The sequence below is a fragment of the Mesorhizobium sp. B283B1A genome (assembly GCF_020165735.1).
In the GTDB taxonomy this organism is placed as follows: Bacteria; Pseudomonadota; Alphaproteobacteria; order Rhizobiales; family Rhizobiaceae; genus Mesorhizobium; species Mesorhizobium opportunistum.
On record NZ_JAIUIQ010000041.1, the window covers coordinates 1 to 26,034 of the forward strand.

Annotated in this window: 30 protein-coding genes; 6 read left to right on the forward strand and 24 right to left on the reverse strand. The window is 63.3% G+C overall.

Annotated elements, in window-relative coordinates:
- Window positions 1–73 precede the first annotated feature (73 nt).
- On the reverse strand, window positions 74–610 hold the full coding sequence (locus LB577_RS26710) for a L,D-transpeptidase (RefSeq protein WP_198028439.1): 537 nt from the start codon (window positions 608–610) through the stop codon (window positions 74–76).
- A 144-nt stretch (window positions 611–754) separates the two neighbouring features.
- Here LB577_RS26710 and LB577_RS26715 point away from each other — a divergent pair, with 144 nt between their 5' ends.
- Together LB577_RS26715 and LB577_RS26720 are read left to right on the forward strand one after the other, a co-directional pair.
- Entirely contained in the window at window positions 755–1,438 is a 684-nt protein-coding gene (locus tag LB577_RS26715) for a response regulator transcription factor (protein WP_023765932.1), read from the forward strand.
- Between the two features lie 122 nt (window positions 1,439–1,560).
- Window positions 1,561–2,016 (forward strand): Crp/Fnr family transcriptional regulator, encoded by a 456-nt coding sequence (locus LB577_RS26720; RefSeq protein ID WP_023765931.1) that lies wholly within the window; start codon window positions 1,561–1,563, stop codon window positions 2,014–2,016.
- A gap of 1 nt (window position 2,017) precedes the next feature.
- Here the strand turns inward: LB577_RS26720 and LB577_RS26725 are convergent, their stop codons facing one another.
- The 7 genes from LB577_RS26725 to tesB all read right to left on the reverse strand — a co-directional run bounded on the left by LB577_RS26725 (window position 2,018) and on the right by tesB (window position 10,381).
- Window positions 2,018–2,824: an exodeoxyribonuclease III gene (locus LB577_RS26725; RefSeq protein ID WP_224689601.1), complete on the reverse strand. Its 807-nt coding sequence runs from the start codon at window positions 2,822–2,824 to the stop codon at window positions 2,018–2,020.
- 366 nt (window positions 2,825–3,190) lie between these two features.
- Window positions 3,191–3,871, reverse strand: a complete 681-nt coding sequence (locus LB577_RS26730; RefSeq protein WP_013892296.1) for an outer-membrane lipoprotein carrier protein LolA — start codon at window positions 3,869–3,871, stop codon at window positions 3,191–3,193.
- A gap of 134 nt (window positions 3,872–4,005) precedes the next feature.
- Window positions 4,006–6,666, reverse strand: a complete 2,661-nt coding sequence (locus tag LB577_RS26735) for a DNA translocase FtsK (protein ID WP_224689602.1) — start codon at window positions 6,664–6,666, stop codon at window positions 4,006–4,008.
- Between the two features lie 211 nt (window positions 6,667–6,877).
- Complete coding sequence (locus LB577_RS26740; RefSeq protein ID WP_013892294.1) at window positions 6,878–7,156, reverse strand: hypothetical protein; 279 nt, start codon at window positions 7,154–7,156, stop codon at window positions 6,878–6,880.
- A gap of 329 nt (window positions 7,157–7,485) precedes the next feature.
- Window positions 7,486–8,811, reverse strand: a complete 1,326-nt coding sequence (locus LB577_RS26745; RefSeq protein WP_411969340.1) for an ammonium transporter — start codon at window positions 8,809–8,811, stop codon at window positions 7,486–7,488.
- Between the two features lie 49 nt (window positions 8,812–8,860).
- A complete protein-coding gene (locus LB577_RS26750) occupies window positions 8,861–9,199 on the reverse strand; it encodes a P-II family nitrogen regulator (protein WP_023765926.1) in 339 nt (112 codons plus the stop codon).
- Between the two features lie 321 nt (window positions 9,200–9,520).
- The gene (gene tesB / locus LB577_RS26755) at window positions 9,521–10,381 is read right to left on the reverse strand and encodes an acyl-CoA thioesterase II (protein WP_023765925.1); all 861 of its coding nucleotides are present in this window, start codon (window positions 10,379–10,381) and stop codon (window positions 9,521–9,523) included.
- Between the two features lie 99 nt (window positions 10,382–10,480).
- Between tesB and LB577_RS26760 the strand changes: the two genes are divergently transcribed.
- Window positions 10,481–11,740: a ubiquinone biosynthesis hydroxylase gene (locus LB577_RS26760; protein WP_224689604.1), complete on the forward strand. Its 1,260-nt coding sequence runs from the start codon at window positions 10,481–10,483 to the stop codon at window positions 11,738–11,740.
- Between the two features lie 39 nt (window positions 11,741–11,779).
- On the opposite strand, the gene LB577_RS26765 is transcribed toward LB577_RS26760, so the two are convergent.
- The 3 genes from LB577_RS26765 to LB577_RS26775 all read right to left on the reverse strand — a co-directional run bounded on the left by LB577_RS26765 (window position 11,780) and on the right by LB577_RS26775 (window position 13,006).
- Window positions 11,780–12,307: a hypothetical protein gene (locus LB577_RS26765; RefSeq protein ID WP_023778867.1), complete on the reverse strand. Its 528-nt coding sequence runs from the start codon at window positions 12,305–12,307 to the stop codon at window positions 11,780–11,782.
- A 121-nt stretch (window positions 12,308–12,428) separates the two neighbouring features.
- Entirely contained in the window at window positions 12,429–12,782 is a 354-nt protein-coding gene (locus tag LB577_RS26770; protein ID WP_224689605.1) for a YciI family protein, read from the reverse strand.
- Entirely contained in the window at window positions 12,779–13,006 is a 228-nt protein-coding gene (locus LB577_RS26775; protein ID WP_224689606.1) for a hypothetical protein, read from the reverse strand. Before LB577_RS26775 ends, LB577_RS26770 begins: the two co-directional genes overlap by 4 nt.
- A 236-nt stretch (window positions 13,007–13,242) precedes the next feature.
- Here LB577_RS26775 and LB577_RS26780 point away from each other — a divergent pair, with 236 nt between their 5' ends.
- Complete coding sequence (locus LB577_RS26780) at window positions 13,243–13,668, forward strand: OsmC family protein (RefSeq protein WP_013892286.1); 426 nt, start codon at window positions 13,243–13,245, stop codon at window positions 13,666–13,668.
- Between the two features lie 65 nt (window positions 13,669–13,733).
- Here the strand turns inward: LB577_RS26780 and LB577_RS26785 are convergent, their stop codons facing one another.
- The 8 genes from LB577_RS26785 to LB577_RS26820 all read right to left on the reverse strand — a co-directional run bounded on the left by LB577_RS26785 (window position 13,734) and on the right by LB577_RS26820 (window position 19,747).
- The gene (locus LB577_RS26785) at window positions 13,734–14,207 is read right to left on the reverse strand and encodes a hypothetical protein (protein WP_224689607.1); all 474 of its coding nucleotides are present in this window, start codon (window positions 14,205–14,207) and stop codon (window positions 13,734–13,736) included.
- A 132-nt stretch (window positions 14,208–14,339) separates the two neighbouring features.
- A complete protein-coding gene (locus LB577_RS26790) occupies window positions 14,340–14,969 on the reverse strand; it encodes a YceH family protein (RefSeq protein ID WP_224689608.1) in 630 nt (209 codons plus the stop codon).
- Window positions 14,970–15,203: 234 nt separating this feature from the next.
- Window positions 15,204–15,983 carry a succinate dehydrogenase iron-sulfur subunit gene (locus LB577_RS26795; protein WP_023765919.1) on the reverse strand — a complete coding sequence of 260 codons (780 nt, stop codon included), beginning with the start codon at window positions 15,981–15,983 and terminating at the stop codon, window positions 15,204–15,206.
- Entirely contained in the window at window positions 15,984–16,421 is a 438-nt protein-coding gene (locus tag LB577_RS26800) for a DUF3052 family protein (protein WP_224689609.1), read from the reverse strand.
- Window positions 16,422–16,423: 2 nt separating this feature from the next.
- Complete coding sequence (sdhA, locus tag LB577_RS26805; protein ID WP_224689610.1) at window positions 16,424–18,259, reverse strand: succinate dehydrogenase flavoprotein subunit; 1,836 nt, start codon at window positions 18,257–18,259, stop codon at window positions 16,424–16,426.
- Window position 18,260: 1 nt separating this feature from the next.
- Window positions 18,261–18,656, reverse strand: a complete 396-nt coding sequence (sdhD, locus tag LB577_RS26810; protein ID WP_023765916.1) for a succinate dehydrogenase, hydrophobic membrane anchor protein — start codon at window positions 18,654–18,656, stop codon at window positions 18,261–18,263.
- 2 nt (window positions 18,657–18,658) lie between these two features.
- Window positions 18,659–19,078, reverse strand: coding sequence for a succinate dehydrogenase, cytochrome b556 subunit (gene sdhC / locus LB577_RS26815; RefSeq protein ID WP_023765915.1), 420 nt, complete (start codon window positions 19,076–19,078; stop codon window positions 18,659–18,661).
- A 243-nt stretch (window positions 19,079–19,321) separates the two neighbouring features.
- Window positions 19,322–19,747, reverse strand: coding sequence for a hypothetical protein (locus tag LB577_RS26820; RefSeq protein WP_224689611.1), 426 nt, complete (start codon window positions 19,745–19,747; stop codon window positions 19,322–19,324).
- A gap of 344 nt (window positions 19,748–20,091) precedes the next feature.
- Between LB577_RS26820 and LB577_RS26825 the strand changes: the two genes are divergently transcribed.
- Window positions 20,092–20,454, forward strand: a complete 363-nt coding sequence (locus LB577_RS26825; protein ID WP_023778874.1) for a hypothetical protein — start codon at window positions 20,092–20,094, stop codon at window positions 20,452–20,454.
- Window positions 20,455–20,542: 88 nt separating this feature from the next.
- Here the strand turns inward: LB577_RS26825 and LB577_RS26830 are convergent, their stop codons facing one another.
- Together LB577_RS26830 and LB577_RS26835 are read right to left on the reverse strand one after the other, a co-directional pair.
- Complete coding sequence (locus LB577_RS26830; protein ID WP_224689612.1) at window positions 20,543–21,754, reverse strand: sensor domain-containing diguanylate cyclase; 1,212 nt, start codon at window positions 21,752–21,754, stop codon at window positions 20,543–20,545.
- Window positions 21,755–21,828: 74 nt separating this feature from the next.
- Window positions 21,829–23,025, reverse strand: a complete 1,197-nt coding sequence (locus tag LB577_RS26835; RefSeq protein ID WP_224689613.1) for a GGDEF domain-containing protein — start codon at window positions 23,023–23,025, stop codon at window positions 21,829–21,831.
- 145 nt (window positions 23,026–23,170) lie between these two features.
- Here LB577_RS26835 and LB577_RS26840 point away from each other — a divergent pair, with 145 nt between their 5' ends.
- Window positions 23,171–23,488: a hypothetical protein gene (locus tag LB577_RS26840; protein ID WP_023765910.1), complete on the forward strand. Its 318-nt coding sequence runs from the start codon at window positions 23,171–23,173 to the stop codon at window positions 23,486–23,488.
- A 39-nt stretch (window positions 23,489–23,527) separates the two neighbouring features.
- Here the strand turns inward: LB577_RS26840 and leuC are convergent, their stop codons facing one another.
- From leuC to LB577_RS26855, 3 genes are all read right to left on the reverse strand, one after another.
- Entirely contained in the window at window positions 23,528–24,937 is a 1,410-nt protein-coding gene (gene leuC / locus LB577_RS26845; RefSeq protein WP_224689614.1) for a 3-isopropylmalate dehydratase large subunit, read from the reverse strand.
- A gap of 82 nt (window positions 24,938–25,019) precedes the next feature.
- On the reverse strand, window positions 25,020–25,325 hold the full coding sequence (locus LB577_RS26850) for a hypothetical protein (RefSeq protein WP_224689639.1): 306 nt from the start codon (window positions 25,323–25,325) through the stop codon (window positions 25,020–25,022).
- Window positions 25,326–25,390: 65 nt separating this feature from the next.
- Entirely contained in the window at window positions 25,391–26,026 is a 636-nt protein-coding gene (locus LB577_RS26855) for a class I SAM-dependent DNA methyltransferase (RefSeq protein WP_224689615.1), read from the reverse strand.
- Window positions 26,027–26,034 lie beyond the last annotated feature (8 nt).

Sequence of the window (26,034 nt, forward strand, 5' to 3'; positions counted from 1 at the left end):
TGCCTACTGCCTACTGCCTACTGCCTACTGCCTACTGCCTACTGCCTACTGCCTACTGCCTACTGCCTACTGCCTACCTCACCACCCTGACCACCGTCCTGTCCGACAGCAGTGGCAAAAGCCGCGCCATGGTCCGCGCCGTCACCGCGACGCAGCCTTGCGTCGGCGTGAAGCCTGGCCGCGCCAGGTGGAAGAAGATCGCGCTGCCGCGCCCGCGGCGGCGCGGGGCGATGTTCCAGTCGAGCACCAGGCAGGCGTCATAGAGCCGGTCGTCGCGCCGCATGCGTTCATGGCTGGCGCCATAGGGAATCTTGACCGGACGGTTGTAGTTGCGGTCATCAGGCACCTCGCACCAGCCGAGATCGGGCCCGATCGGCGTCATCGCCAGCCGGGTCCGGCGCGCGCCGGCAAACTGATCCCCCCGGAAATAGCCTGACAGCACCCGCATCGAGCCGAGCGGCGTGGCGCCATCGCCCTCACGCTTGTCGGCCGAGATGCCGCTACGCCCCAGCGCGCAGGCAAACACCGTGTTTCCGGCCTGCAGCAGGCCCTGGGTTGGGTGCCCGGGCCTCGCCCGCACGGTCAGCACACGCAGCCGTTTTACCAAAATTGCGCCGGCTGCATTGCGATCGCGTTTTTTCTTGTATGATCGTGCCACGGAACAAATCACTGTGATCGGCTGTTGTGCCGGCCAGCTTCCGCATAAATACGCAGCGGTCAACTGAATTCACTTTTCAAAACAACGGATTGATCCATGACTTCACGCACCATCCTGATCGTCGACGACGATGACGACCTGCGCGGCACACTGGTCGAGCAATTGTCCCTCTACGAGGAATTCGACGTGCTGCAGGAAGCGACTGCGGCAAAAGGCGTCAACACGGCGCGCGGCGGCCTCATCGATCTGCTCATCATGGATGTCGGCCTCCCCGACATGGATGGCCGCGAGGCAGTGAAGATCCTGCGCAAGGGCGGCTACAAGGCGCCCATCATCATGCTGACCGGCCACGACACCGATTCGGACACGATTCTCGGTCTCGAGGCCGGCGCCAACGACTATGTGACGAAGCCGTTCCGTTTCGCGGTGCTTCTGGCACGCATCCGCGCGCAGCTGCGCCAGCATGAGCAGAGCGAGGACGCCACCTTCTCGGTCGGCCCCTACACTTTCAAACCCAGCCAGAAGCTGCTTATCGACCCGCGCGGCGCCAAGGTGCGGCTGACGGAAAAGGAAGCCTCGATCATCAAATATCTCTATCGCGCCGACCAGAAGGTGGTGACGCGCGACGTGCTGCTCGAGGAGGTCTGGGGCTACAATTCCGGCGTCACCACGCACACGCTGGAAACCCATGTCTACCGGTTGCGCCAGAAGATCGAGCGCGATCCTTCCAATGCGGAAATTCTTGTGACAGAAAGCGGTGGCTACAAGCTGGTTCCTTAAACATTTCATTATCCAATGAGCGGTCTGGGCGGGACCGCTTTCGGGTGCGATCCTGTCGGAGGGGATTCAGGGTCTGCTCGTGAAGGAGGGATTGGACTGACCGTTCGGGGACGCAGCTAGAGATGGCGTTGGATGACGACATCCGCATCCTGTCCGCCGTGAGGCTCTTCGAGGGCTTCACGCAGGAACAATTGCGCCTGCTCGCCTTCGGCGCCGAGAACACCGTGCTGCAAGCCAACCACAAGCTTTACCGCGAGGACGACGAGGCCGATTCAGCCTATATCGTGGTCAGCGGGCGCATCGTGCTCTACCGCGAGCAGAATGGCGCGCGCATCCCGATCGGCACGGCCGGCCCCGGCACCATCCTGAGCGAACTGGCATTGATCGCCGACACCAACCGGCTGACCAGCGCGTCGGCCGAGATCGACTCGGAAGTGATCCGGCTCAGCCGCAAGATGTTCCGCCGCATCCTGGAGGAATATCCGGAAGTCGCGGTGAAGTTGCATGAGCGCATATCCGAGGAATTCCAGGCGATGATCCGCCGCATCGAGAAACTGGCGCCACGCTTTTCGGAGTGAGCTAGTCCAGATCGAACCGCGCAATCACCGGCACGTGGTCCGACGGGCGTTCCCAACCGCGCGCCAGGCGCAGGATTTCGTAGCCGGTGAAACTTGGCACCAGGTTCGGCGACGACCAGACATGGTCGAGCCGCCGGCCCCGGTTCGACGCTTCCCAGTCCTGCGCGCGATAGCTCCACCAGGTGTAGAGTTTCTGTTCTGATGGTACGTTGAGCCGCATCAGGTCGACCCAATTGCCGGCCACCCGCATCGCTTCGAAGTTCTCGGTCTCGACCGGCGTGTGACTGACCACGTTGAGCAGTTGCTTGTGCGACCAGACATCATGTTCGAGCGGCGCGATGTTGAGGTCGCCGACCAGGACCGAAGCCGACACCTCGTCATGCTCGGCGCGGATGGCGTTCATTTCGGCGACGAAATCGAGCTTGTGCTTGAATTTCTTGTTGATCTCGGGGTTTGGTTCGTCGCCGCCCGCCGGAACGTAGAAATTGTGCACCAGGATCGTCTTGCCGCCGGCCCGCACCGTCACCGAAAGGTGCCGGCTGTCCTCGATCTCGCAAAAGCGGCGCTTCTCGACCACCGCGATCGGCCGCCGCGCCACCGTCGCCACGCCGTGGTAGCCCTTCTGGCCGTGGAAGGCGATGTGCTCGTAGCCGAGCTTGCGGAATGCCTTTTCCGGAAACAGCTCATCGGGAACCTTGGTTTCCTGCAGGCACAGCACATCCGGTGCCTGCTCGACCAGCAAGCGCTCGACGATCGGCATGCGCAGGCGCACGGAGTTGATGTTCCAGGTGGCGATGGAAAAGGGCATGCGGGAATCCAGTCCGGGGCAGAGCAAGCCCCGCCAGCTCTAGGACGGCCGGACAGGACATTGTGCCCTATGAAGTTGGTTCCCGAACTACTGCCAGCCGCGCGATATAAAAACAAGCGGGGGCTAACCGCCAATCTCAGCGCCGCCCCTCATTGTCCTGCCGGGCATTTCTCCCCGTAAACGGAGAGAAAGAAGCTGGCCGGGCCGCAGCGCCGCGCCAACCAAACCGCTTGGCGCTGCGGCGGACGAATAGGGGGAGAAGTGTTACCTATGTATCCGGTCCAAAGTGTTACCTATCTATCGGCTGGACAGCAGCCAGATGAGGGGCAGCGCTAACGCCCAAAAACCTTGCCGCAGCGACGGAAACTACCTTGTCTTCGTATTCAGCTCGCGGTTCGCCGTATAGTCGATGGCAAAGGTGTCCGGGGCGAAGCTGACGCCTTCCTTGGTGTTGAAGATCATCACCGTGGTGTCCTTGCCCTGCGCGTCGGTGATCGTCCACTGGCGCAAGTCATAGGTCTTCGGATCGAACATCATGGTGATGCGGGCATTGCCGAACACCGACTTGTCGGAAAGCTGGATGGTGGTGAGATCATCCTCTTGCTTGACGCTTTTGACGCGGTCGCCGGAGAGGTCGATGCGGTCGTCGAGCAAAAGTTTCAGTGGCGTCTTCGACAGCGGATAGAGATCGGACGTGTTCATTTTCTTGTTGAGGATGACCACCGACTTGCCATCGGAGATCACCTTGAAATTCGACGAGCCGTCATAGTTGAAGCGGATCTTGCCCGGCCGTTCCAGGAAGAACTTGCCGCCGGTCTGCTCGCCCTTGGGGCCGAACTGGACGAATTCGCCACTCATCGATTTGACCGCGGAAAAATGGTCGGCGATCTTCTGCGCGGCAGCGGGCACGGCCGCCTGCGCCGAGGCCAGCAGCTGGAACCCGGGCACCAAATTGATGGCCGCTGCACCCGCGAAGGCAAGGCCAAGGCCGAGCAGTTGGCGGCGTGTCGGGGCAAGATCGCTGAGCACTGAAAGATCGTTTTTCATATCGGTCACTCTCGTCTGATTCCTGATTTGGTGGCTGTGGTGGACCCCCAGTTGGGCTTAAGTTTGACCGGGCGAACGCTGCTTCGTGCCATGAACGCGCCAGAAAGTTCAAAGTTGCCGCGAACGCCCCTTTGTCAGAATTTGTCGTCTTCGGTCGGCACCAGGATTTCGCGTTTTCCCGCATGGTTGGCCGGTCCGACAATGCCTTCCTTTTCCATCTTCTCGATGATCGAGGCGGCGCGGTTGTAGCCGATGCCGAGACGGCGCTGGATATAGCTGGTCGACGCCTTGCCGTCGCGCAGCACCACGGCGACCGCCTGGTCGTAGGGGTCGTCGGAATCCTCGAAATTGCCGCCGCCACCACCGCCCGATCCGCCCTTGCCGGACGGTTCGTCATCATCTTCGTCGTCATCCTCGGTGATGGCGTCGAGATATTCCGGCACGCCCTGCAGCTTCAGATGCGCAACGATCTTTTCCACCTCCTCGTCGGCGACGAAGGGGCCGTGCACGCGCTGGATGCGGCCGCCGCCGGCCATGTAGAGCATGTCGCCCATGCCGAGCAGCTGTTCGGCGCCCTGCTCGCCCAGGATGGTGCGGCTGTCGATCTTCGACGTCACCTGGAAGGAGATGCGGGTCGGGAAGTTGGCCTTGATGGTGCCGGTAATGACGTCGACCGACGGACGCTGCGTCGCCATGATGACGTGGATGCCGGCGGCACGCGCCATCTGCGCCAGGCGCTGTACCGCACCTTCGATGTCCTTGCCGGCGACCATCATCAGGTCGGCCATTTCGTCGATGATGACGACGATGTAGGGCATCGGCTCGAGATCGAGATTCTCGGTCTCGTAGATCGCCTCGCCGGTCTGGCGGTCGAAGCCGGTCTGAACCGTGCGCGAAATCTTCTCGCCCTTCTTCTCGGCCTGTTGGACGCGTGCGTTGAAACCGTCGATGTTGCGCACGCCGACCTTGGACATCTTGCGGTAGCGGTCCTCCATCTCGCGCACGGTCCATTTCAGTGCCACGACCGCCTTCTTCGGATCGGTGACGACGGGCGTCAGCAGATGCGGGATGCCGTCATAGACGGAGAGTTCCAGCATCTTCGGGTCGATCATGATCAGCCGGCATTCCTGCGGCGTCAGCCGGTAGAGCAGCGACAGGATCATGGTGTTGATGGCGACCGACTTGCCCGAGCCGGTGGTGCCGGCGACCAGCACGTGCGGCATCTTGGCGATGTCGACGATGACCGCCTCGCCATTGATGGTCTTGCCCAGCGCCAGCGCCAGCTTGGCCTTGGTGGTCTCGAAGTCGCGGCTGGCCATGATTTCCCGCAGATACACCGTCTCGCGCTTGGCGTTCGGCAGTTCGATGCCGATGGCGTTGCGCCCCGGCACAACGGCGACGCGGCAGGCGATCGCGCTCATCGAGCGGGCGATGTCGTCGGAAAGGCCGATGACGCGTGACGATTTGATGCCCGGCGCCGGTTCGAGTTCATAGAGCGTCACGACGGGACCCGGGCGGACGGCGATGATCTCGCCCTTGACGCCGAAATCTTCCAGAACGCCTTCGAGCAGGCGCGCATTCTGTTCCAGCGCATCCTTGGAGAGACTTGGGTCTCGCGCAACGTTCTTCGGTTCGGACAGGAAATGCAGCGACGGCATCTCGAACGTGTCCGAGCCGATCATCGATGTCTGCGCCTCGCGCTGGACGCGAGCGCCCGGGGCCGGGCGCGGCGCCGGCGCCTCGACGCGGGTGGCGGCATCGGAACGGAACTGCTGCACCTTGGCCGTGGACGCGGCGCGGCGCGGGGCGACGGGCTCGTCGTCGAAATCCATGTCCCGGTCGTCGCGGTCGAAGATGTCGTCATCGTCGGGATCGACGGAAACGCTGCGGTCATTGACCATGGCGGCGAAGAATTCCGGCTCGACGCGGGCGCGGCCGTCCTGGCTCATGCGTGATTCGGCGAACTCGGCCGATTCGACCCGTTCGGCGGCACGGCGCCAGGCGCTGGCGCGCGGCTCCATCTCCGGCTCGTACTCGTCCCGCTCGCGCTGGCGGCGCATGGCGCGGCGGTGCATCCATGCACGCAACGAGAGCCACCAATGGGTGATCGCACCCAGCGCCAATATGCCCTCGTCGCCCTCATCCTCGTCATTGTCGAACAAAAGCTCGTCCTCGCGCGGGTCAGCGGCGGCCGGCTCTTCCATGACGGCGAAGCCGTTCTTGCGTCCGGTCAGCGCCGCGCCGTAGGCGAACAGCCAGAGCGCCGGCGCGGCCAAAAGCACGGCAAGCACGCTGGCGATCAGCCCGGTCGGATAGCCGCCGATGAGGACACCGGGAATCTTGAGCACCATGTCGCCGAACACGCCGCCGAGGCCGGTCGGCAGCGGCCAGGTCTTGGGCGGGACGATGCAGCCGGCGATCGCGGCGCAAAGCAGCGCGAAGCCGAACCAGTAGAGACCGCGCTTGGGCAGCCTGTCGACGCCGCGCGCCGAAAACAGGAGGTAGCCCCAGATGACCGCCGGAACCAGCGCGGCAACCGCGGCGAGGCCGAAAAACTGCATGGCAAGGTCGGAGAACACCGCGCCGGCATAGCCCATGGCGTTGGTGACGATGTTGTTCGTCGCGTGCGAGAAGCTTGGATCGGCAACGTTCCAGGTGGCGAGGCTGGCGATCCCGAAGGCAACAGTCAGGAACAGGCCGACGCCGACAAGCCGGCCGACCTGGCGTCGCGCGAAAGCCTGGATGCCGTGCCCCGTATCGGCCATCGCGAGCGGTGCTGAAGCCCCTGAACGCATGCTCTTCCCCGTCAGTGATTGCCCGGCCCGAGCGCATGACGCACTCCGGCAGATTCGGAGGCCAGACTAGCCGTGGGAAGGTTAAGGCTGCATTAACTATAAGGCCGGTGGAGCCACTCCCATTGCATGAAAATCTTCCGGCCAACCCAGCCGCATGAAAATGGCGGGCGCGTTGGACCGCCATCCATTCGTTTTGGGATCGGGCAGCGTGTTACTTGTTGGCCCCGCCGAGCGCCTTCACATTGGCGCAGAACTCGGCATGAGGCTTGCTCATCGCCGCGTCCTGGCATTCCTTCATCATGGCGTCCTGCTTCTCCTTCGGCATGGCCATGAAGGCGGCCTTGAATTCTTCCATCGGCTTCATGGTTTTCATGCTGGAATCGGTGAAGAACGGCGCCATGTTGTCCGGTTCGTCGAGAGCACCGGCAAGTGCCACGCCACTGACCATGGAAAGCGCGAGTGCCCCGAGGCAGATATTCTTGAAGTTCATGAGAAAATTCCTTCCCTGTGTTTAAAAAGCGATCGTCGGAACGGCGATTCGTCCCCACAGTTCGGGGCCTGGGCGGTCGATGTTTCCTCGAAAAACTTGTTCACGCGAACGTGATTGCGTGAATCCCGGCAGCGGCAGAATGCCTGCACCAAAAAAAAGAGGCCCGGATGCGATCCGGGCCTCAAGGCGTGAACTCCTTTCGGGAGTGTCACGACGGGATCTTCTTCGAGGCAATTGCAGGGTGCAAGTGCATTGCCGCCCGCGATTGCGTGGAACAGGCAGGGGACCGGCGGGAGGAGGATCCGCCGGTCCCGTTGGCCAAGCCGGCCTTACGGCACGACTTCGCCATGCTGGGAGATGTCGAGACCCTCGACCTCTTCCTGGGTCGTCGGACGCAGCCCAACCAGAGCCTTGACGACATAGAGGATCACGAAGGTGGCGACGGCCGTCCATACGATGGTGACCGCGACGCCGTAGATCTGCTTGCCGAGCGAAGCGCCCGACGACAGGCTGTTGATCGCGGGATCGGCCAGCACGCCGGTGAGCAGGGCGCCGACCACGCCGCCGACGCCGTGCACGCCGAAGGCGTCCAGCGAGTCGTCATAGCCGAACATGTGCTTCACCTTGACCGCCGAGATGTAGCAGATGACGCCGGCAAGGATGCCGACGATGAAGGCGCCGGTCGGGTTGACGAAGCCGGAAGCCGGCGTCACCGCGACGAGGCCGGCGACGGCACCCGAGATGATGCCGAGCACCGAAGGCTTCTTGGCGACGATCCATTCGGCGAACATCCAGGCCAGCGCCGCCGCGGCGGTGGCAACCTGGGTGTTGAGCATGGCCGCACCGGCAAGGCCGTCAGCCGCCAGTTCCGAACCGGCGTTGAAGCCGAACCAGCCGACCCACAGCAGCGAGGCGCCGATCACCGAATAGACCAGGTTGTGCGGCGCCATGTTGGTGGTGCCGTAGCCTTCGCGCTTGCCCAGGACCAGCGCGCAGACCAGGCCCGCGACACCGGCATTGATGTGGACGACCGTGCCGCCGGCGAAGTCGAGCACGCCAGCTGAGCCGAGGAAGCCGCCGCCCCAGACCCAATGCGCGATCGGCACGTAGACGATGAGCAGCCAGAGCGCCATGAAGATCAGCAGTGCCGAGAATTTGAACCGTTCGGCGAAGGCGCCGGCAATCAGCGCCGGGGTGATGATGGCAAAGGTCATCTGGAACATCGAGAAGACGAACTCGGGTATGTTCGCGACCCCCGGCAGCCACAACGACGAGGTCGTGATGCCATGGTGGAAGAATTTCGAGGCGCCGCCGATATAGCTGTTCATGCCGCCGCCGTCGGAGAAGGCCAGCGAATAGCCGAACATGAACCACAGCACCGTCACCAGGCAGGTGATGGCAAAGCTCTGCATGATGGTGGCAAGCACGTTCTTCTTGCGCACCATGCCGCCGTAGAACAGCGCCAGGCCGGGGATGGTCATCATCAGCACCAGCGCCGTCGAGGTCAGCATCCAGGCGGTGTTGCCGGTGTCGAGCACTGGCGTTGGCGCGGCGGCCGCCGCGGCCGGGGCCGCTTCCTGCGCGACGGCGGCGACGCTGCCCAACGCTGCGAGAGCGAGCGAGCCCAAAAGGGCGGCGCGTCCCGTCGTCTTCAAGGTAGAAGAAATATTCATTGAACTCTCCATTGGAATACGTGTTCGCCGCTCAGAGCGCGTCGGTGTCTGTTTCGCCGGTGCGGATGCGCACCGCCTGATCGATGCCGAAAACGAAGATCTTGCCGTCGCCGATCTGGCCGGTCTTGGCGGCCGCCGTGATGGCTTCGACGGCCTTGTCGACCATGTCGCCACTGACCGCGACCTCGATCTTGATCTTCGGCAGGAAACTGACCGCGTATTCCGCCCCGCGATAGATTTCCGTATGCCCCTTCTGACGCCCGTAGCCTTTGACTTCGGTGACGGTCAGGCCCTGGATGCCGACGGCGGTCAGCGCTTCGCGTACCTCGTCGAGCTTGAACGGCTTGATGATTGCCATCACGATTTTCATAAGGTTTCACCCTTTGCTGTTGCGGTGACCCGCGTTTGCACGACTTCACCGATCCCAAAGAGCCGGAGAGTGCCAACAGGGATTCAAGCTTCATGCCAATTGCGGAGGCAGAACATTAACCCGTTGTAAACAAAAGGATTGAGAGGCTGTCGGCCGCCTCGTGCACGCAGGCACGTCAAAGCGTATGCACAAAAAATGTGCAATTTTTCGAAATTGCCTATTTCGCCGGCTTTGTGCATGGGACCGAAACACGGAGCCGGTTTTCGCGGACAAACGGTTTTCGTTTGTCCAGAGATCCTGCTCAAACAAGACTCGCATTGCTCAACGCTTGAGCCGGATCAAGCCTTCCTGGGCCATCGAGGCGATCAGCGTGCCGTCGCGTGCATAGAGCGTACCGCGGCTGAAGCCGCGCGATCCCGAGCTCGACGGGCTGTCCTGCGCATAGAGCAGCCAGCCGTCGAGCGCGTGCGGCCGGTGGAACCACATGGAATGGTCGAGGCTCGCCGCCTGGATATCGGGATCGAACAGGCCGCGCCCATGCGCGAAGGTCGAGGTGTCGAGCAGCGTCATATCGGAGAGATAGGCAAGCAGCACCGACTGCAGCGCGCGGTCGTCGGGAACCGGCCCGGCAAGGCGGATCCAGACATTCTGGCGGGGCGGCAGCTTGTCGCGGCTTTCATAGTGCTGGAGATTGACCGGCCTGAGCTCCAGCGGCCGCTCGCGCGCCCAGAAGCGGCGTACCGCGTCCGGCACGCGCTCGGCTTTTTCGAGCAGCTGCCGCTGCGTCTGCAGGCCTTCCGGCGGCGGCACGTCGTCGGGCAGCGCGAATTGGTGTTCGAGCCCCTTCTCGTCGACCTGGAACGAGGCTTCCAGCGAAAAGATCGCCTGTCCGTGCTGGATCGCCAGCACGCGGCGGGTGGTGAAGGAGCCGCCGTCGCGAATGCGGTCGACCTCGTAGATGATCGGCACCTTGATGTCGCCAGGCCGCATGAAATAGCCGTGCAGCGAATGCACGAAGCGGTCCGGCTCCACCGTACGCTGCGCCGCCACCAGGGCCTGGGCGATGGTCTGGCCGCCGAACACGCGCTGCCACTCCACCTGGGGGCTGCGACCACGATACAGATTGTGTTCCAGCCTCTCGAGGTCGAGAATGCCGAGAAGCTCGTCCATGGCCGCCGTCATGTTTTGTGACCTCGCCTCAAAATTGCTATGGCGGTTTCCGACAGGAAGAACGAGCCGTCAAGGGCGCAAGCCCCGGTCGACGCGCAAGGAGCCAAGACTATGGAACGCAAGGCGGACGCCAAGACCAGATCCGGGCTCGATGTCCTCGTCGCCGGCGCCGGCTATGTCGGCCTGGCCACCGCCGTCTCGCTGAAGCAGGCCCGCCCGGGCCTTGCCGTGGCGCTGGTCGATGCCGCGCCCGCCGGCGCCTGGCAAAGGGATGGCCGCGCCTCGGCGATCGCCGCGGCCGCCTGCCGCATGCTCGACCAGCTCGGCGTCTGGGCCGAGATCGCGCCGCAGGCGCAGGCGATCACCGAGATGATCATCACCGATTCGCGCAGCGCCGATCCGGTGCGCCCGATCTTCCTGACCTTCGGCGGCGAAGTGGCGCCGGGCGAGCCTTTCGCGCATATGGTCGCCAACCGGGCGCTCAACGGCGCCTTGCGGGCCAGGGCCGAAAAGCTCGGCATCGACATCATCGAAGGCGTTGCCGTGCAAGGCTTCGAAACCAATAGCGCCGGCATGTCTGTGCATCTGGCCGACGGTGCCGCGCTGACGGCACGGCTTTTGGTTGCCGCCGACGGCGTCAATTCGAAGCTGCGCGACATGGCCGGCATCAAAACCGTGAAGTGGGACTATGGCCAGTCGGGCATCGTCTGCACCGTGGCGCATGAACGCCCGCACAATGGCCGCGCCGAAGAGCACTTTTTACCGGCCGGCCCCTTCGCCACCTTGCCGTTGAAACCCGACGAGGACGGCACCAACCGCTCGTCGATCGTCTGGGTCGAACGCGCGGAGGATGCCAAGGCGCTCGTGGAAGGCGACGATCTCGTCTTCGAGCACGAACTCGAACTGCGCTTCGGCCTGAAGCTCGGCGAAATCCGCGTCGCCGACAAGCCGCGCGCCTGGCCGCTCGGCCTGACCATCGCGCGTGCCTTCGTCGCCCCGCGCATCGCGCTTGCCGGCGACGCAGCCCACGGCATCCACCCGATTGCCGGCCAAGGCCTCAATCTCGGCTTCAAGGACGTGGCGGCGCTCGCCGAGGTGATCGTCGAGGCGGACCGGCTCGGTCAGGATATCGGCGCGCTCGACGTGCTCGAGCGCTACCAGCAATGGCGCCGTTTCGACACGGTGCAGATGGGCATCACAACGGACGTGCTGAACCGGCTGTTTTCCAACGACATCGCCCCGCTGCGCACCGTCCGCGACATCGGCCTCGGCCTCGTCGAACGCATGCCGCGCCTGAAGGATTTCTTCATCCGCCAGGCGTCGGGACTGTCCGCCGGCACGCCGCGCCTGTTGAAGGGCGAAGCGATCTGACCGTCTCACGGGCGGACACACCAGGGTGTGCGGTCAAGCCTAATTGACCTCGAAACCGAGCTTCTGCCGCAGCCGCAAAATGCGTTGGTCGGCGATCTCGAGGCGCTTCTCGCCGCCCTGGGCGGCGCGGTTGACCATCTGCAGGAGATCGTTGCGTTCCGACACGTCGAGACGCTCGCGCAGGAACGGCGCCAGTTTGTCGATGACGATGGTCGTGTCATCGATCTGCGCGGCCGCCCATTTGGCGTAGATCACCGCCTCGTCGGTCTTCTTCTTGTCGGCGATTTCCGAGATCACCGACCGGATGACGGCCTCGCGCTGCGGCAGCACCGGCCCATTCTCGGAGACGATCGCGGTGATGAGCGTTGCCGCCGCCACCACCGGGTCGTCGATCGCCGTCAGCGGCGACAGGGCCGCCTGCTTGCGCAGTTTCTTGCGACGCACGGAGCCCTGGACCCGGCCGATCACATCGGCAACGTCACGCGCGGCCTCGTTCATGGCCTTCATCCGGTACCACCAGAGCGCGGCCGCTCCGAGCACGCCAAGAACAGCAATCAGGAAAGGCATGTCGGATTCCCCCAAGATCCCGCGACGATAGGAGAACTCTCGGCTTGCTTCAACGGCGAAGAAATCTCGGCCGCTCCGTCAGCACCTATTCCGTTGGGCCGCAGGCAAACAATCCTGCCTATCATCCCGGCACATTGTAGATCGCGCGCACCTCGATGGTGCCCAGTTCAGCCAGCGGAATGTCGCCGGCGATGTCCAGCGCCTGCTCGAGATTGTCGGCTTCGATCATGACGAAACCGAGCAGCTGCTCCTTGGTTTCGGCGAAAGGGCCGTCGGTGATCAGGCGCTTGCCCTCGCGCCGTCGCACCGACTTCGACGTCCTCACCGATTGCAGCGCCTGCGCGATGATCAGCTTGCCCGCTTGATCCAAGGACCTGTCATAGGCCAGCGAATCGGCATCGAGCTTGGCCATCCCCTCCGGGGTCAGCGCGTAGAGGTCTTTCTCCTCACCATAGACCAGGCAGACATATTTCATTTCGAACTCCCGTGCTGCGATGAATCATAGGATGCCGCGACAAGCATGTCAGCCTTGCCGTCGACCGCCGCCGCGTGGTCGAGAAAGCACGCCGCGACCGCGATGATGGCGACAGCCGCCAGCAGCCTGCCGAAACCGGACGCCGGCGGATCCAGCCAGAAGTCTTGCCGTCGCTGAGCCTTGCGGCCCGGGTTGTTCCACGGCGCGAAAAACAGATTATCCATGTGAACCTCCATCCGGCCACAACCCCGTGGCCGCCCGCAGGACGGTCGGGCCGGATGGAAGTCGACATTTTTGCACGCACTTTTTTCAAAAAGTTCGAAACCGTCGCAGCCCAACACCGCGCAATGTCCAAAGAGCACAGTGGCCTTCGTGTCCGCGCGCGCTATAGTTGGCCTGACGCCGGGCTCACCCAGGCAACCAGCCAAGACAACCGGCCACCGCAACCAAGGAGGACTTCATGGACCGCACTGCAAACGCCGTCTGGAAAGGCAATCTGAAAGAGGGCCAGGGCACGCTCGACACGCAGAGCGGGACGCTCAAGGGCACGCCCTATTCGTTCAAGGCGCGCTTTGAGGACGAGAGCGGTAAATCCGGCACCAATCCGGAAGAGCTGATCGCGGCGGCTCACGCCGGCTGCTACGCCATGCAGCTTTCGCACTTCCTGGCCGAGAATGGCACGCCCGCCGCTGAACTCGACGCCAAGGCCGTGGTGACGTTGGTTCCCGGCACCGGCATCACCGGCAGCGCCATCACGCTGGTCGGCAAGGTGCCGGGCATCGATGCGGCGAAATTTGGGGAATTGGCCGAGAAAGCCAAGGCCGAATGCCCGGTCTCGAAGGCGCTCGGCGCCATCAACGTATCGCTCGACGCCAGGCTCGGTTGAAGATTTTTCCAGATCCGAAATGGGTGCAATCGCTCCATTTCGGATCCTTCTTGGGAGTTGGCGCCTTAGAGCGTCTTTAGATAATCGCCAAGAGTCATATCGTTTAATCCCTTCTCCCGCATTTCGTTCATATGCAGTGCGATTTTGTCGACGGGAGCCTGTCTCGGCTCTTTTTTCGCAAGGAATTCTTGTGAGAAATAAGCGTCTGGCTTCAGGCCAAGGCTAAATACGCGAGACTTACTTATCCGGTTGCCGACACGCATTCTTACGTCAACGAACTCACGAATGCTCTCCCGATCGAGTAATTCATATTGATCAGAGTCGCCGTTCTTCATAGTCGGCACACGTCCTGCAAGAACCATAAGCCCTATATCAATGATGTCGCCCGAATCCCGCTCAAGATCTTCTTTGTATTGATTCTTCAGCATATCAACCACTTTCCGAGAGGTGGCTCCAGAAAGATTCTCGGACTTAGCCAGTTCTTTTGTAATTTTATACAAGGCTTGTTTTACATAAGGTGCTCTTGCTCGGCGCGGCATAGAAAACCCCCTTTAGAATCACACTGAGGGTGACTCCAAATCTCGCGCTTGGCAACTTACTGTGACCAGAAGATAAAACCTTCCTGTGAGTTTTATTTTCTTCGCGAGCTTTCGACGCGATTACGGCGATCCTCAACCGCCCAGCGCCTCAAGTCGGGCGCGTAGTGCGGCGACTTCCTGCTCCAGCGCCTCCAATCTCGCCTCCAGGTCGGAGGCAGGCATGGCTGGCGCGCTCCGCTGCGCCGAAAGGGCGGCAATGTCCACCGGGCCGGCGAGGAGATGCACGTAGCGGTCCTCGCGTTGGCCTGGCCCGCGCGGGATTTCCTGGATCAGCGGCGGGCGACGGCCAATCAGCATATCGAGTTCACCCCGCAGCGCCTCGATCGACGAAAACCGCGCCATGCGCTCGGCGCGCGCCAGGAGTTCATGCGCCGTCTGCGGCCCGCGCAACAGGAGCAGGCCGAGCAAGGCGGTCTGCGGCGTCGTCAGCGAGAAGCGCTGCGCCATCTGATGCTCATAGCGCTCCACGCGAGAGCCGAACATCTGCCGCACCAGCCCCTTCTGCTCGAGCAGCTTCAGTGCCCGGTGCACCTCTGTCTGCTCCAGCGCCATCACAGGTTCGCGCGCCGTCTTCTGGTTGGCGGCGGCGAGGGCTGCATTGAGCGTCAGCGGGTAGACATCCGGCGTCAGCTCCTTCTTCTCGATCAGGCAGCCAAGCACGCGGGCTTCGACGGGGGAAAGGATGGGAAGGTCTTCGCTCATTGGATTACAATCCTTTCTGAGACCGGCGGGACAGCGCCCCCCTCTGTCCTGCCGGACATCTCCCCCACTTGGGGGGAGATCGGCAGCTTCGCCGACAGCACATCATCCTTCAACCTTGAAGATTGGCGAAAGCCGTAGTGACAGCCAATCTTCCCACCCGTGGGGGAGATGTCCGGCAGGACAGAGGGGGGCGCGAAGGATCGCCGCGTTTGAGATTGCCGAGAGCGAACCCGCCTAAACCCGTCTCTCCACCATCATCTTCTTGATCTCGGCGATTGCCTTGGCCGGGTTCAGCCCCTTGGGACAGGTCTGGGCGCAGTTCATGATGGTATGGCAGCGATAGAGACGGAACGGGTCCTCGAGATTGTCGAGGCGCTCGCCCTTGGCTTCGTCGCGGCTGTCGATGAGCCAGCGATAGGCCTGCAGCAGGGTTGCCGGGCCGAGATAGCGGTCGCCGTTCCACCAGTAGCTCGGGCACGAGGTCGAGCAGCAGGCGCACAATATGCATTCGTAGAGCCCGTCGAGCTTCTCGCGGTCCTCATGGCTCTGCAGCCATTCCTTGGCCGGCTCCGGCGACACCGTCTTCAGCCACGGCTCGATCGAGGCGTGCTGGGCGTAGAAATTGGTGAGGTCGGGCACCAGGTCCTTCACCACCTGCATGTGCGGCAGCGGGTAGACTTTCACGGCGCCGGAAATGTCGTCGCAACCCTTGGTGCAGGCCAGCGTATTGGAGCCGTCGATGTTCATGGCGCAGGAGCCGCAAATGCCTTCGCGGCAGGAGCGACGCAAGGCCAGCGTCGGGTCGATCTTGTTCTTGATCCACAGCAGCGCGTCGAGCACCATCGGCCCGCAATCGTCCATGTCGACGAAATAGGTGTCGATGCGCGGATTCTCGTCATCGTCGGGCGACCAGCGGTAGATGCGGTATTCCCGCAGATTGGTGGCGCCCTCCGGCTTCGGCCAGGTCTTGCCCTGCTGGATCTTCGAGTTCTTGGGGAGCGTCAGTTCGACCATTTACCTCAGGTCCTTTCGGATGACGAGCTTCAGCCCGGACCAGATTTCATTGACGGCGGCGACCTTCACATCGACAAGGTCGAGCTTCAGCGCTTCAGCGCGGACAACGCCTTCGGTGACGTCCGTCGGCACCTTCGACGCCTTTTTCGGCCAGGACACCCAGACCATGCCGTCGCGCTTGATCGCCGCTTCGACATCGCCAAGGCGATCCTCGATCTCGGCGCGCTGCCGGGTGAAGGCATGGACGGCGTCGTATCTTTGATGGCTGCCCGAAATGTCGGACCATTCGGCTAGCCGGTCGACCTCGGCAAAATCGACGGCGCCGGCCAACGCATCGAGTTCCACAGGCAGCGCGATGAAGGCAGCGGTCATGCCGTCCTTCAGGCCGAGCTTGGCCGGAAGGGGCGTGCCGGAATATCCCGCTGCCGCCAGCGCCATGGTCAATACACCCTGGCCTTTGGCGCGATCTTGGCCGGGTTGATACCGCCGTCGGCTTCCTTGCGTTGCAATTCGGTGTGCACCGGGCGATAGCTGAGCGTCACCTCGCCGGCTTCGTTGAGCCGCGCCAGCGTATGCTTGCGCCAAGTCACGTCGTCGCGCGCCGAAAAGTCCTCGCGGGCGTGTGCGCCACGGCTCTCCTTGCGCGCCGCGGCGCCATAGACCGTGGTGATGGCATTGGCCATGAGGTTTTCCAGCTCAAGCGTCTCGACCAGGTCGGAGTTCCAGATCATCGAGCGGTCGGACACTTTTATCTCCTTGAGCTCGCCCCAGATCTGCGAGACGCGCTTGCAGCCATTGTCCAGCGATTCCTGGGTGCGGAACACCGCCGCGTCTTCCTGCATCGCCTTCTGCATCTTCTCTCGCAGCACCGCCGTCGGCGTCGAGCCATTGGCGTGGCGCAGCCGGTCGAATCGATCCATGATCTTTTCGACAGAGGCTTCGTTGGGCGAAGGGATAGCCGAATTGCGGTCGATGACCTGGCCGGCCCGGATCGCCGCCGCGCGGCCGAACACGACCAGATCGATCAGCGAGTTCGAACCCAGCCGGTTGGCGCCGTGCACCGAGGCGCAGCCCGCCTCGCCGACAGCCATCAGCCCGGGCGACACCCGGTCCGGGTTTTCAGCGGTAGGATTGAGCACTTCGCCCCAATAATTGGTCGGCACGCCACCCATATTGTAGTGCACCGTCGGCAGCACGGGGATCGGCTCCTTGGTCAGATCGACGCCGGCGAAGATCTTGGCCGATTCCGAAATGCCGGGCAGCCGCTCATGCAGGACGGCCGGGTCGAGATGGTCGAGATGCAGGAAGATGTGGTCCTTCTTCGGGCCGACGCCGCGGCCCTCGCGGATTTCCAGCGTCATGCAGCGCGACACCACATCGCGCGAGGCAAGATCCTTGGCCGACGGCGCGTAGCGCTCCATGAAGCGCTCGCCTTCGGAATTGACGAGGTAGCCGCCCTCGCCGCGCGCGCCTTCGGTGATCAGGCAGCCGGCACCGTAGATTCCGGTCGGGTGGAACTGCACGAACTCCATGTCCTGCAGCGGGAAGCCGGCCCTGGCTGCCATGCCGCCGCCGTCGCCGGTGCATGTGTGTGCCGAAGTCGCCGAGAAATAGGCGCGGCCATAGCCGCCGGTCGCCAGCACCACCATCTTGGCCGAGAACCGGTGGATGGTGCCGTCGTCGAGATTCCAGGCGACGACGCCGGTGCAGGTGCCGTCCGGCTCCATGATCAGGTCGAGCGCGAAATACTCGATGAAGAACTGCGCGTTGTGCTTCAGCGACTGGCCATAGAGCGTGTGCAGCATGGCATGGCCGGTTCGGTCGGCGGCGGCACAGGTGCGCTGCACGGGCGGGCCCTCGCCGAAATTCATCATCATGCCGCCGAACGGCCGCTGATAGATCTTGCCCTCTTCGGTGCGCGAGAACGGCACACCGTAATGCTCGAGTTCGTAGACGGCGGCGGGCGCCTGCTGGACCATGTACTCCTGCGCGTCGATGTCGCCCAGCCAGTCCGACCCCTTAACGGTATCGAAGAGATGCCATTGCCAGTTGTCCGGGCCCATATTGGCGAGCGAAGCGGCAATGCCGCCTTGCGCGGCCACCGTATGCGAGCGGGTCGGGAACACCTTGGTGATGCAGGCCGTGCGCAGGCCCTGTTCGGCCATGCCGAGCGTGGCGCGCAGGCCAGCCCCTCCGGCGCCGACGACCACCACATCGAATTTGTGGTCGACGAAAGTGTAGCCTGCCGTATTGGCCGATTTCGCGTCCTTGGCCAAATCAGCCTCCGAATGCCAGCTTGAGCAGGGCGAAGATCGAGGCGACGCCGACCACTACCGTGAAAAAAGTATTGAGCGCGATGAGCGCCAGCTTCATGCCTTCGGCATGCACGTAATCCTCGATGATCACCTGCATGCCGATACGCATGTGATAAAGGGGAGAAATGAGCACCAGTGCCATCACCAGGGCCACCAGTGGATTGGCGAGCGCTGCGCGCACCTCAGCATAGCTGGCGCCGTTGAGCGCAATCAGGAAGCCGGTGAAAAACAGGATCAGCGGAATGTTGGCGATCGCCGTCAGCCGCTGGCGCCAGAAATGCCCGGTGCCTTCGCGGGCGGAACCCAGGCCGCGGACCCTGGCCAGCGGCGTGCGCATGTCGGTCTTGCCAGTGCTCATGATCAGGCTCCCCGCGCCATGTAGCCGGCGACCCAGATCAGCAATGTGAGCAGGATCGAGCCGGCCAGCGTCGCCCAGGCGATCTTCGACGCCGTGTGCTTTTCGAGACCGGCGCCGGTGTCCCAGACAAGGTGGCGCACACCGCCCAGCATGTGGTGCATCAGCGCCCAGGTGTAGCCGAACAGGATGAGCCGGCCGAGCCAGGTGCCGAAGGCCCAGTTGACCCAGTCGAAGGCGCCTTGCGAGCTTGCCGCCGCCATCAGCCAGATCGCGACCAGCAGCGTGCCGAAATAGAGCGCACCGCCGGTGATGCGATGGATGATCGACATCATCATGGTGATCGGCGGCCGGTAGACCGTCAGATGCGGCGACAGTGGCCGTTCACGTCTGGCATTGGCGCGGGTGGCTGGTGATCTGCTCATGGCTCCCCCAGTTCGACGTCCGGAGCCGCGATGGAAAGCGGCATTTGCCGCCCTTATGTATGACTTCGGACAGCGGGTTTCTAATGCTCTTTTTGCACCGCGTCAAAGCCAGAAAATCGTTTTGGAAACGTCATTTAGTCTGACAAAAAGGCAGGCTCGGGCTTCAATCGATTAGGGGCTGGTGGCCTGCGCCGCGCTCGATGTCGCTGCAGTGCAGCATACGCAACTCATTAGCTGTGCGGCCTATCGCCTGCAGGTCCGCGGCGTCGAACCCCTCTTCATCACCAGCGCCTCGCGCCCGTCGATCACGATTGCGTTATGCGTGGCGGCTTCCTGGTAGCGGCTGGACTGGTTGGCGGGCGACGCCACGAATTCTTCGGTCGCGCCGTCCGGCCCGATCACACGCAACGACGAGCCGAGATTCTGAATGGTGATCGCGCTGCCATTGCCGCATCCATAGGTTACCGTACCCACTGCGGATCGCGGCGCGGTAAGGTCGGTGGTGATCTTGGTTGGCGATGTCGGAGGCGCCACGGCTGCCATGGATTGCTGAGCCGGCGCGGGCGAGACGGTGTTGGCCGCCTTCGGCGCATTGTCCTGCGGCACACAGGCGGCAACGATGGCGAGCAACGGGAGAAAGGACACCCAAACCGACCGGCGCAACGCCATATGCTGTCCTCCCCTGCGGCAAGCTAGCCGCTATGCTTTGCCAAGATCAAGATCGACCCGATGGCTGGCGGCGATGGTGCGGCCAAGCATGGCCGAATGATGGCCACGGGGTTTTCCCTCAAGTCGGAAATTAACCATGTTTGACGAGACATCGCCGGCAAACGCGCCGGCCTCTTAACAAAGGTTAAGAAAAGGTTAATTTCTGATTCGAGGAGCCAATGCATGTCGTCCAAGAACGCGTCAGCGGTTTTGGGACAACGGCATGCATCCAAACAAGGAGTAAGGCGCGTCGCGACGCGCTTTGGCCTCTACCATCAGGGGCCTCTAACCATCAGGAGGACGTCATGCGTTCCAACTCTGGCAGATCGCGCCTCGCGGCGCTCATCGTGGCCGCCTCGGTCGCCGGCCTGACGACACCCGCACTTGCGGGGGCTCGCCACCAGGATCGCGTCTACGCCGATTCCCTCGGCAATCTCGTCATCGACAGCTCAGCCGGCTACAAGCGCATCATCGTTGGCGAAGGCAAGCTCGCCAAGCGACTGTCCGACTACACCAGCGCCGGCCAGCCCAAGGTGATCTACCAGGACGAAGCCGATGAGATATCGGGCGGCAGCGATTGCTACCGGCCGCCGGTCTTCGTCAAGGGCAGAAGCTACATGTACGGACTTTCCGAAGGCGAGATGCCCGAACTCAGCCCCTGCCGCTAAAGCATGATTCCGAAAAGTGGGAACCGGTTTTCGGAAGAGATCATGCTCCAAGAAAAGAGTTGGATCAGGATGACGGTCCAACCAAACGTCACCCTGATCTGGAACTCACGACCATTGCATTAGCTGGCCACTCGCCTCCCGGCCCGGCTGAGACACGCACGCAGTCGCGTCCGGCATTCTTCGCCAGATAAAGCGCCTCGTCGGCGCGCCGCATGAGATCGGCAATGGTTTCGCCCGGATGAAGTTCGGCAACCCCGAAGCTCGCCGTGCAGCGATTGTCGGCCGGCAGCCCGTCGATGGGCAGTGTGCCGAACGCGCTGCGCGTGCCCTCGGCGAACAGCCGGGCGCCGGCAAGGTTGGTTCCCGTCAGGATGATGGCGAACTCCTCGCCACCGATCCGGCCCGCGGCGTGGTGGCCGGCGGCGGCCTCTCGGAGGAGGCCGGCGAAGGTCTCGATCACCCGGTCGCCGGACGCATGGCCGAAACCGTCGTTTATGCTCTTGAAATGATCGAGATCGGCGATCACCAGCGCGACCGGCACGCCTTGCCGCACGGCGCCGAGCACCGCCAGCTCGGCCTGGCGCGTGAAGCCCCCGCGATTGAGCAACCCCGACAGCATATCCATCTCCGACTTCGAGATCACTTCGGCCAGCACATCGCGAGCGAGTATCGCCAGCGTCAGCAGCGCAAGCGCCAGAGCGAAGACGGTGCCGAGCGACTGCGACACCAACGCGTAGCTGCTTTGCAGGTAGGCCTGCGGATTGGCACCCCAGCCGCCGAGCGCATGGGCGATGAACGGCTTGGAGGCGAACTGCAGGCCACTGGCCGCGAGCACCCCCATCAATATGAGATCGAGCCGGCCACGCCTTTGTCTTGACGACCAGACGATGGCCAGCCCGACGAACTGCATGACGGCATAGGGAAGCTGGTAGGCCATCATGCGGACCAGCGATTGGCGCGGCAGGTCCTGCACGAAATAGACGGCGACAGTGGCGGCGAACAGGAAGAACAGCATCGGCGACCATGGCGGCGCCACGCCGTATTTGCGGGCCAGCCCGCCATTGAAGGCGATGGTGGCGGCAAGGAAGACCGCGAAGGCTGCGACCACCGGGAGCCGCGCATCGCTGAAGGCGGGAATGCTGAATTCGATGGCCGAATAGACCATGCCCAGCAGGTAGCCGAAGGCAAACCAGCGCGCCGGCGCGCGGCCGGCATCATGCAACGCGACCGCCATGAAGGCTGCCGCCAGCAGGCCGGCAACCGATACGTTGATCAACAGGATGAAGTTGGCGCCGCTCATCTTCTTTAAACCCCGAGCCCCACCTAAGCATCGACGGGCGAAAAAGACGTTAACGCGAGGCCGGGCGCGCGTGATCAGCTCACCTTGAGCGGCTCCGCCACGAACACCGCTTCCGGTCGCTCGTAGGACAGGCGCACACTGTCGCGGCCGTTCTTCTTGGCCTTGTAGAGCGCCTCGTCCGCGCGGCGCATCAGGGGCTCCAGCGCCTCGCCGCCGCTGCGCGCCGCCACGCCGAAACTGGCGGTGACCTTGGTGCCCGGAGGAAGCCCGTCGACGCTGCCGGCCGAATAAAGCGTGCGCACGGCCTCGGCGAACAATCGCGCCGACGCGAGATCGCTGAGCGGCAGGAGTACGGCGAACTCCTCGCCGCCGATGCGCCCCGCGGCACCCCTCGTCCCGGCCGCCGCCCGAAGCTTGGCGGCGAAGTCGGCGATCACGCGGTCGCCCGCCGCATGGCCATGCACATCGTTGAGCGCCTTGAAGTGGTCGAGGTCGGCCAGCACCAGGGCCACCGGGAATTTTGCCCTGGCGCAAGTCTCCAGCAGCATCGCGGCGCGCTCCTCGAAACCGCGGCGGTTGAGCAGGCCCGACAGCGGATCGGTAAACGTCTCGGTCTTCAGCGCCTTCATCACGTCGAGTGCGGCGGCGGTGAACAGACAGAGCGCGATCAGCAGCGACAAAAGCGCGTGCGACAGCAGCGCGGTCGTCCAGTAGGACGAACCATAGAACCCGTCATAGCTGGCAAACGGGCCGTGCGCGATGACCACGACGAGGGTGCGGACCAAGAAATTGAGGCCTGACAGCAGCGACAACACGAACAGGATTTTTTCCGTCGGGCCGTGGTTGCGCACCGGTCTGAGTTCGGCGGCGACCAGGAGACTGATGCCTCCGAAGGCGAAATTCATCGCCAGGATACGCCAGGTGAGATCCGGCGCCACGAACAGGAACCAACAGAAGGACACCAGCCCGCCAAGCGCCAGCACGCCGATCCCGACATAAGGCACCTTGCGGCCGTAGCGGGCGACAATGGCGCTGGACAGGCAGCAGCCGGCAATGGCGAAGCAGATGTTGGACACCAGCTTGGTCAGCTCCATGCCGATTGGCAAGGTGAAATACTGGAACAGAAAGCCCGGCGCCGAAACGCAGTAACTGAGCGCCAGCACGGCCAGATACGGACGATGGCGCTGATGGATCCATAGCACGAGGAACGCCGCGCCGAGGGCCAGCGCGATCGTCGGATTGAGCAGCGCTATAAACAGACCGGTGTCCAAAGGACGGTGACTTCCCCTCGCTGACGTCGGGGAAGACCTTAGAGCGCAAGCCCAAACAAGCGGTTAAGCCGGGCCAAGTCTCGACATATTGTCAGGGAACCCCAACCCGCGGCCAGCGTTCTGAGGTCACAATCGGGAGCAGCCCATGGCCGACATGATTACACTGACCGACCACGAAGCAATCCGCTCGTGGGCTGCCGGACGAGCCGGTTTTCCCGCGATCGTCGACATATCACCCGAAGCGGGAACACAGCCCATGTTGAGGCTGGTCTTTGGCCAGCATGCCTACCAGGATCAAGACCAGCCGGAACGGCCGATCAATGCCGGTGGCTATGAACTCGTCGAATGGGACGAATGGTTCAGGCTCTTCGAAGAGCAGCAGTTGGCGCTTGTGGTCGCTGCCGACCAGCCGGGACGCCGGGAGGAGTTCCACGAGCTCGTCCGCCGCGACGGAAAGCCTTGAGCCCGAGCCCATGTGGCTCGGGTTCTGGTGAAGTTGGGATTATTTCCAATCGCGGATGTCGACGAAGTGGCCGGCGATCGCCGCCGCCGCCGCCATCGCCGGCGACACCAGATGGGTGCGGCCCTTGAAGCCCTGCCGGCCCTCGAAATTGCGGTTCGAGGTCGAGGCGCAGCGCTCATGCGGCTTCAGCCGGTCGTCGTTCATGGCCAGGCACATCGAGCAGCCCGGCTCGCGCCAGTCGAAGCCGGCGGCGAGGAAGATCTTGTCGAGACCCTCGGCTTCCGCCTGTTCCTTGACCAGGCCGGAGCCCGGCACGATCATCGCATCGACATGCGGGCTGACCGTTTTGCCTTCGACCACCTTGGCGACGGCGCGCAGATCCTCGATACGGCCATTGGTGCAGGAGCCGATGAAGACGCGGTCGAGCGCGATGTCGGTGATCTTCGTCCCCGGCGTCAGGCCCATATAGTCGAGCGCGCGCTGCTTGGAGGTGCGCTTGTTCTCATCGGTGATGTCGGCCGGGTTCGGCACGATACCTTGCACCGAGACGACATCCTCGGGCGACGAACCCCAGGAGACGATCGGCGGCAGCTTGGCCGCGTCGAGCACGATCACCTTGTCGAAATGCGCGCCTTCGTCCGACTGCAGCGTCTTCCAGTATTCGAGTGCCGCATCCCAGGCAGCGCCCTTCGGCGCGCGCGGCTTGTCCTTGACATAGGCGAAGGTCGTCTCGTCGGCGGCGATCAGGCCGGCGCGCGCGCCGCCTTCGATCGACATGTTGCAGATCGTCATGCGCCCTTCCATCGACAGCGAGCGGATCGCCTCGCCGGCATATTCGATGACATAGCCGGTACCGCCGGCGGTGCCGATCTCGCCGATGATGGCCAGGATGATGTCCTTGGCGGTGACGCCTTCCGGCAGCACGCCGTCGACCCGCACCAGCATGTTCTTGGCCTTGCGCTGGATCAGCGTCTGCGTCGCCAGCACATGCTCGACCTCGGAGGTGCCGATGCCGTGCGCCAATGCGCCAAAAGCACCGTGCGTCGAGGTGTGGCTGTCGCCGCAGACGATGGTCATGCCGGGCAAGGTAAAGCCCTGCTCGGGACCGATGATGTGAACGATGCCCTGGCGGATATCGTTCTCGGAATAATATTCGACGCCGAAATCCTTGGCGTTCTTGGCCAGCGCCTCGACCTGGATGCGGCTTTCCTCGTTCTTGATGCCAAACTTGCGCTCGGGCGAGGTCGAGACATTGTGATCGACCACGGCCAGCGTCTTTTCCGGATGCCGGACTTTTCGGCCGCTCAGGCGCAGGCCTTCGAAAGCCTGCGGGCTGGTCACTTCGTGGACGAGGTGGCGATCGATGTAGAGCAGGCAGGTGCCGTCGTCCTGGCGGTCGACCACATGGTCGTCGAATATCTTGTCGTAGAGGGTGCGCGGTGCGCTCATGTGCGTAAATCCGTCGATATGAGAATGGAAAGGAGCAGATGCCGGCAGGTTGGGTCCGGCGCAACGACCTGGGCAGGTCGGCCTAGCTAAGTCGGCTGGTCAGCGCGCCGCTGACGCGCGCGGAAAAGCGCGACGGCAGGCGTTTTCTGTCCTGCAGCACGAACCCTTTGTAGGCCGGATCGCCAAAAAGCTCTTCCATGGCGTGGCTCATATCAATGTTTTGGCTTTTCGGCAATTGCGGCGTGGTGCGGCGCGGCTTTCCCTTCTCCCCTTGTGGGGCCCGAAGGGCGGGCGAGGCCCGTGACTCGCCCCGGGCGGTGGATCGGCGCGCAGCGCCGAGACGGTTGAGGGTGCGCGAAGGATCTCCGTCTTTGCCAAGCTGGAACACCCCTCATCCGACCTCGCTTCGCGAGGCCACCTTCCCCCACAAGGGGGGGAAGGAAGAAGCCGCCGCTACAGCACCTCGAACACAAACGTCTTCACCAATGCCTCCGGCTCGGCGATTGCATAGCAGCGAAACCACGGGCTTTGCTCCACAAGCCGCCATTTCCTCGCCCGCTCCAAGTCGTTGAACACCGCCTGAAAACCGCCGCTTTCAAACACCTGGTCGCGCACGGTGAAGATGGCGTGGCCGCCCTTTTTGGTGATCCGGACCAGCTCGTGCAGGCCCGAGGCCGGCGCGTGGCTGATCGTGAACACGCCGGTCGAGAAGAAGGCGCGGAAATGGCCATCCGGCCATGGCAGCGGACCGCCCAGCATCGCCTGCTTCAGCTCGCCATAGGCATTGCGGCTGCCGGCGATCTTCAGCATGTCGTCCGACAAATCCAGCCCGGCAATGTCGCCGTAACCCAACGCCTTCAGCGACGGCCCCGACAGGCCGGTGCCGCAGCCGGCGTCGAGCAGCGGCCCTTCACCCGCCGGGACGTGCCGCGCCACCCAGGCGGTGATCAGGAACGGCAGCAGGTAGCCGAGCGAGGCGGTTTCGCTGTCATAGGTCGCGGCCCATGCGGCGTAGGCCTCTTCAAGCGCTTCCGGCGTGTCGGCGCCGTAGACGGAATCCAGCGCGGCATTGGCCTTGTCGACGATCATGAAACCTC

Excerpts from the sequence above, each read along its gene's own strand:
- LB577_RS26795 (WP_023765919.1), bottom strand. The coding sequence starts at position 15,983 with ATGGTCGAACTGACGCTCCCCAAGAACTCGAAGATCCAGCAGGGCAAG.
- LB577_RS26720 (WP_023765931.1), top strand. The coding sequence starts at position 1,561 with ATGGCGTTGGATGACGACATCCGCATCCTGTCCGCCGTGAGGCTCTTC.
- leuC (WP_224689614.1), bottom strand. The coding sequence starts at position 24,937 with ATGAGCGCACCGCGCACCCTCTACGACAAGATATTCGACGACCATGTG.
- LB577_RS26730 (WP_013892296.1), bottom strand. The coding sequence starts at position 3,871 with ATGAAAAACGATCTTTCAGTGCTCAGCGATCTTGCCCCGACACGCCGC.
- LB577_RS26800 (WP_224689609.1), bottom strand. The coding sequence starts at position 16,421 with ATGGCGCTGGCGGCAGCGGGATATTCCGGCACGCCCCTTCCGGCCAAG.
- LB577_RS26770 (WP_224689605.1), bottom strand. The coding sequence starts at position 12,782 with ATGAAATATGTCTGCCTGGTCTATGGTGAGGAGAAAGACCTCTACGCG.
- LB577_RS26820 (WP_224689611.1), bottom strand. The coding sequence starts at position 19,747 with ATGGCGTTGCGCCGGTCGGTTTGGGTGTCCTTTCTCCCGTTGCTCGCC.
- sdhD (WP_023765916.1), bottom strand. The coding sequence starts at position 18,656 with ATGAGCACTGGCAAGACCGACATGCGCACGCCGCTGGCCAGGGTCCGC.
- LB577_RS26715 (WP_023765932.1), top strand. The coding sequence starts at position 755 with ATGACTTCACGCACCATCCTGATCGTCGACGACGATGACGACCTGCGC.
- LB577_RS26780 (WP_013892286.1), top strand. The coding sequence starts at position 13,243 with ATGGACCGCACTGCAAACGCCGTCTGGAAAGGCAATCTGAAAGAGGGC.
- LB577_RS26775 (WP_224689606.1), bottom strand. The coding sequence starts at position 13,006 with ATGGATAATCTGTTTTTCGCGCCGTGGAACAACCCGGGCCGCAAGGCT.
- LB577_RS26765 (WP_023778867.1), bottom strand. The coding sequence starts at position 12,307 with ATGCCTTTCCTGATTGCTGTTCTTGGCGTGCTCGGAGCGGCCGCGCTC.
- LB577_RS26735 (WP_224689602.1), bottom strand. The coding sequence starts at position 6,666 with ATGCGTTCAGGGGCTTCAGCACCGCTCGCGATGGCCGATACGGGGCAC.
- LB577_RS26790 (WP_224689608.1), bottom strand. The coding sequence starts at position 14,969 with ATGAGCGAAGACCTTCCCATCCTTTCCCCCGTCGAAGCCCGCGTGCTT.
- LB577_RS26855 (WP_224689615.1), bottom strand. The coding sequence starts at position 26,026 with ATGATCGTCGACAAGGCCAATGCCGCGCTGGATTCCGTCTACGGCGCC.
- LB577_RS26840 (WP_023765910.1), top strand. The coding sequence starts at position 23,171 with ATGGCCGACATGATTACACTGACCGACCACGAAGCAATCCGCTCGTGG.
- LB577_RS26740 (WP_013892294.1), bottom strand. The coding sequence starts at position 7,156 with ATGAACTTCAAGAATATCTGCCTCGGGGCACTCGCGCTTTCCATGGTC.
- LB577_RS26750 (WP_023765926.1), bottom strand. The coding sequence starts at position 9,199 with ATGAAAATCGTGATGGCAATCATCAAGCCGTTCAAGCTCGACGAGGTA.
- sdhC (WP_023765915.1), bottom strand. The coding sequence starts at position 19,078 with ATGAGCAGATCACCAGCCACCCGCGCCAATGCCAGACGTGAACGGCCA.
- LB577_RS26830 (WP_224689612.1), bottom strand. The coding sequence starts at position 21,754 with ATGAGCGGCGCCAACTTCATCCTGTTGATCAACGTATCGGTTGCCGGC.
- LB577_RS26725 (WP_224689601.1), bottom strand. The coding sequence starts at position 2,824 with ATGCCCTTTTCCATCGCCACCTGGAACATCAACTCCGTGCGCCTGCGC.
- LB577_RS26825 (WP_023778874.1), top strand. The coding sequence starts at position 20,092 with ATGCGTTCCAACTCTGGCAGATCGCGCCTCGCGGCGCTCATCGTGGCC.
- tesB (WP_023765925.1), bottom strand. The coding sequence starts at position 10,381 with ATGACGGCGGCCATGGACGAGCTTCTCGGCATTCTCGACCTCGAGAGG.
- LB577_RS26785 (WP_224689607.1), bottom strand. The coding sequence starts at position 14,207 with ATGCCGCGCCGAGCAAGAGCACCTTATGTAAAACAAGCCTTGTATAAA.
- LB577_RS26760 (WP_224689604.1), top strand. The coding sequence starts at position 10,481 with ATGGAACGCAAGGCGGACGCCAAGACCAGATCCGGGCTCGATGTCCTC.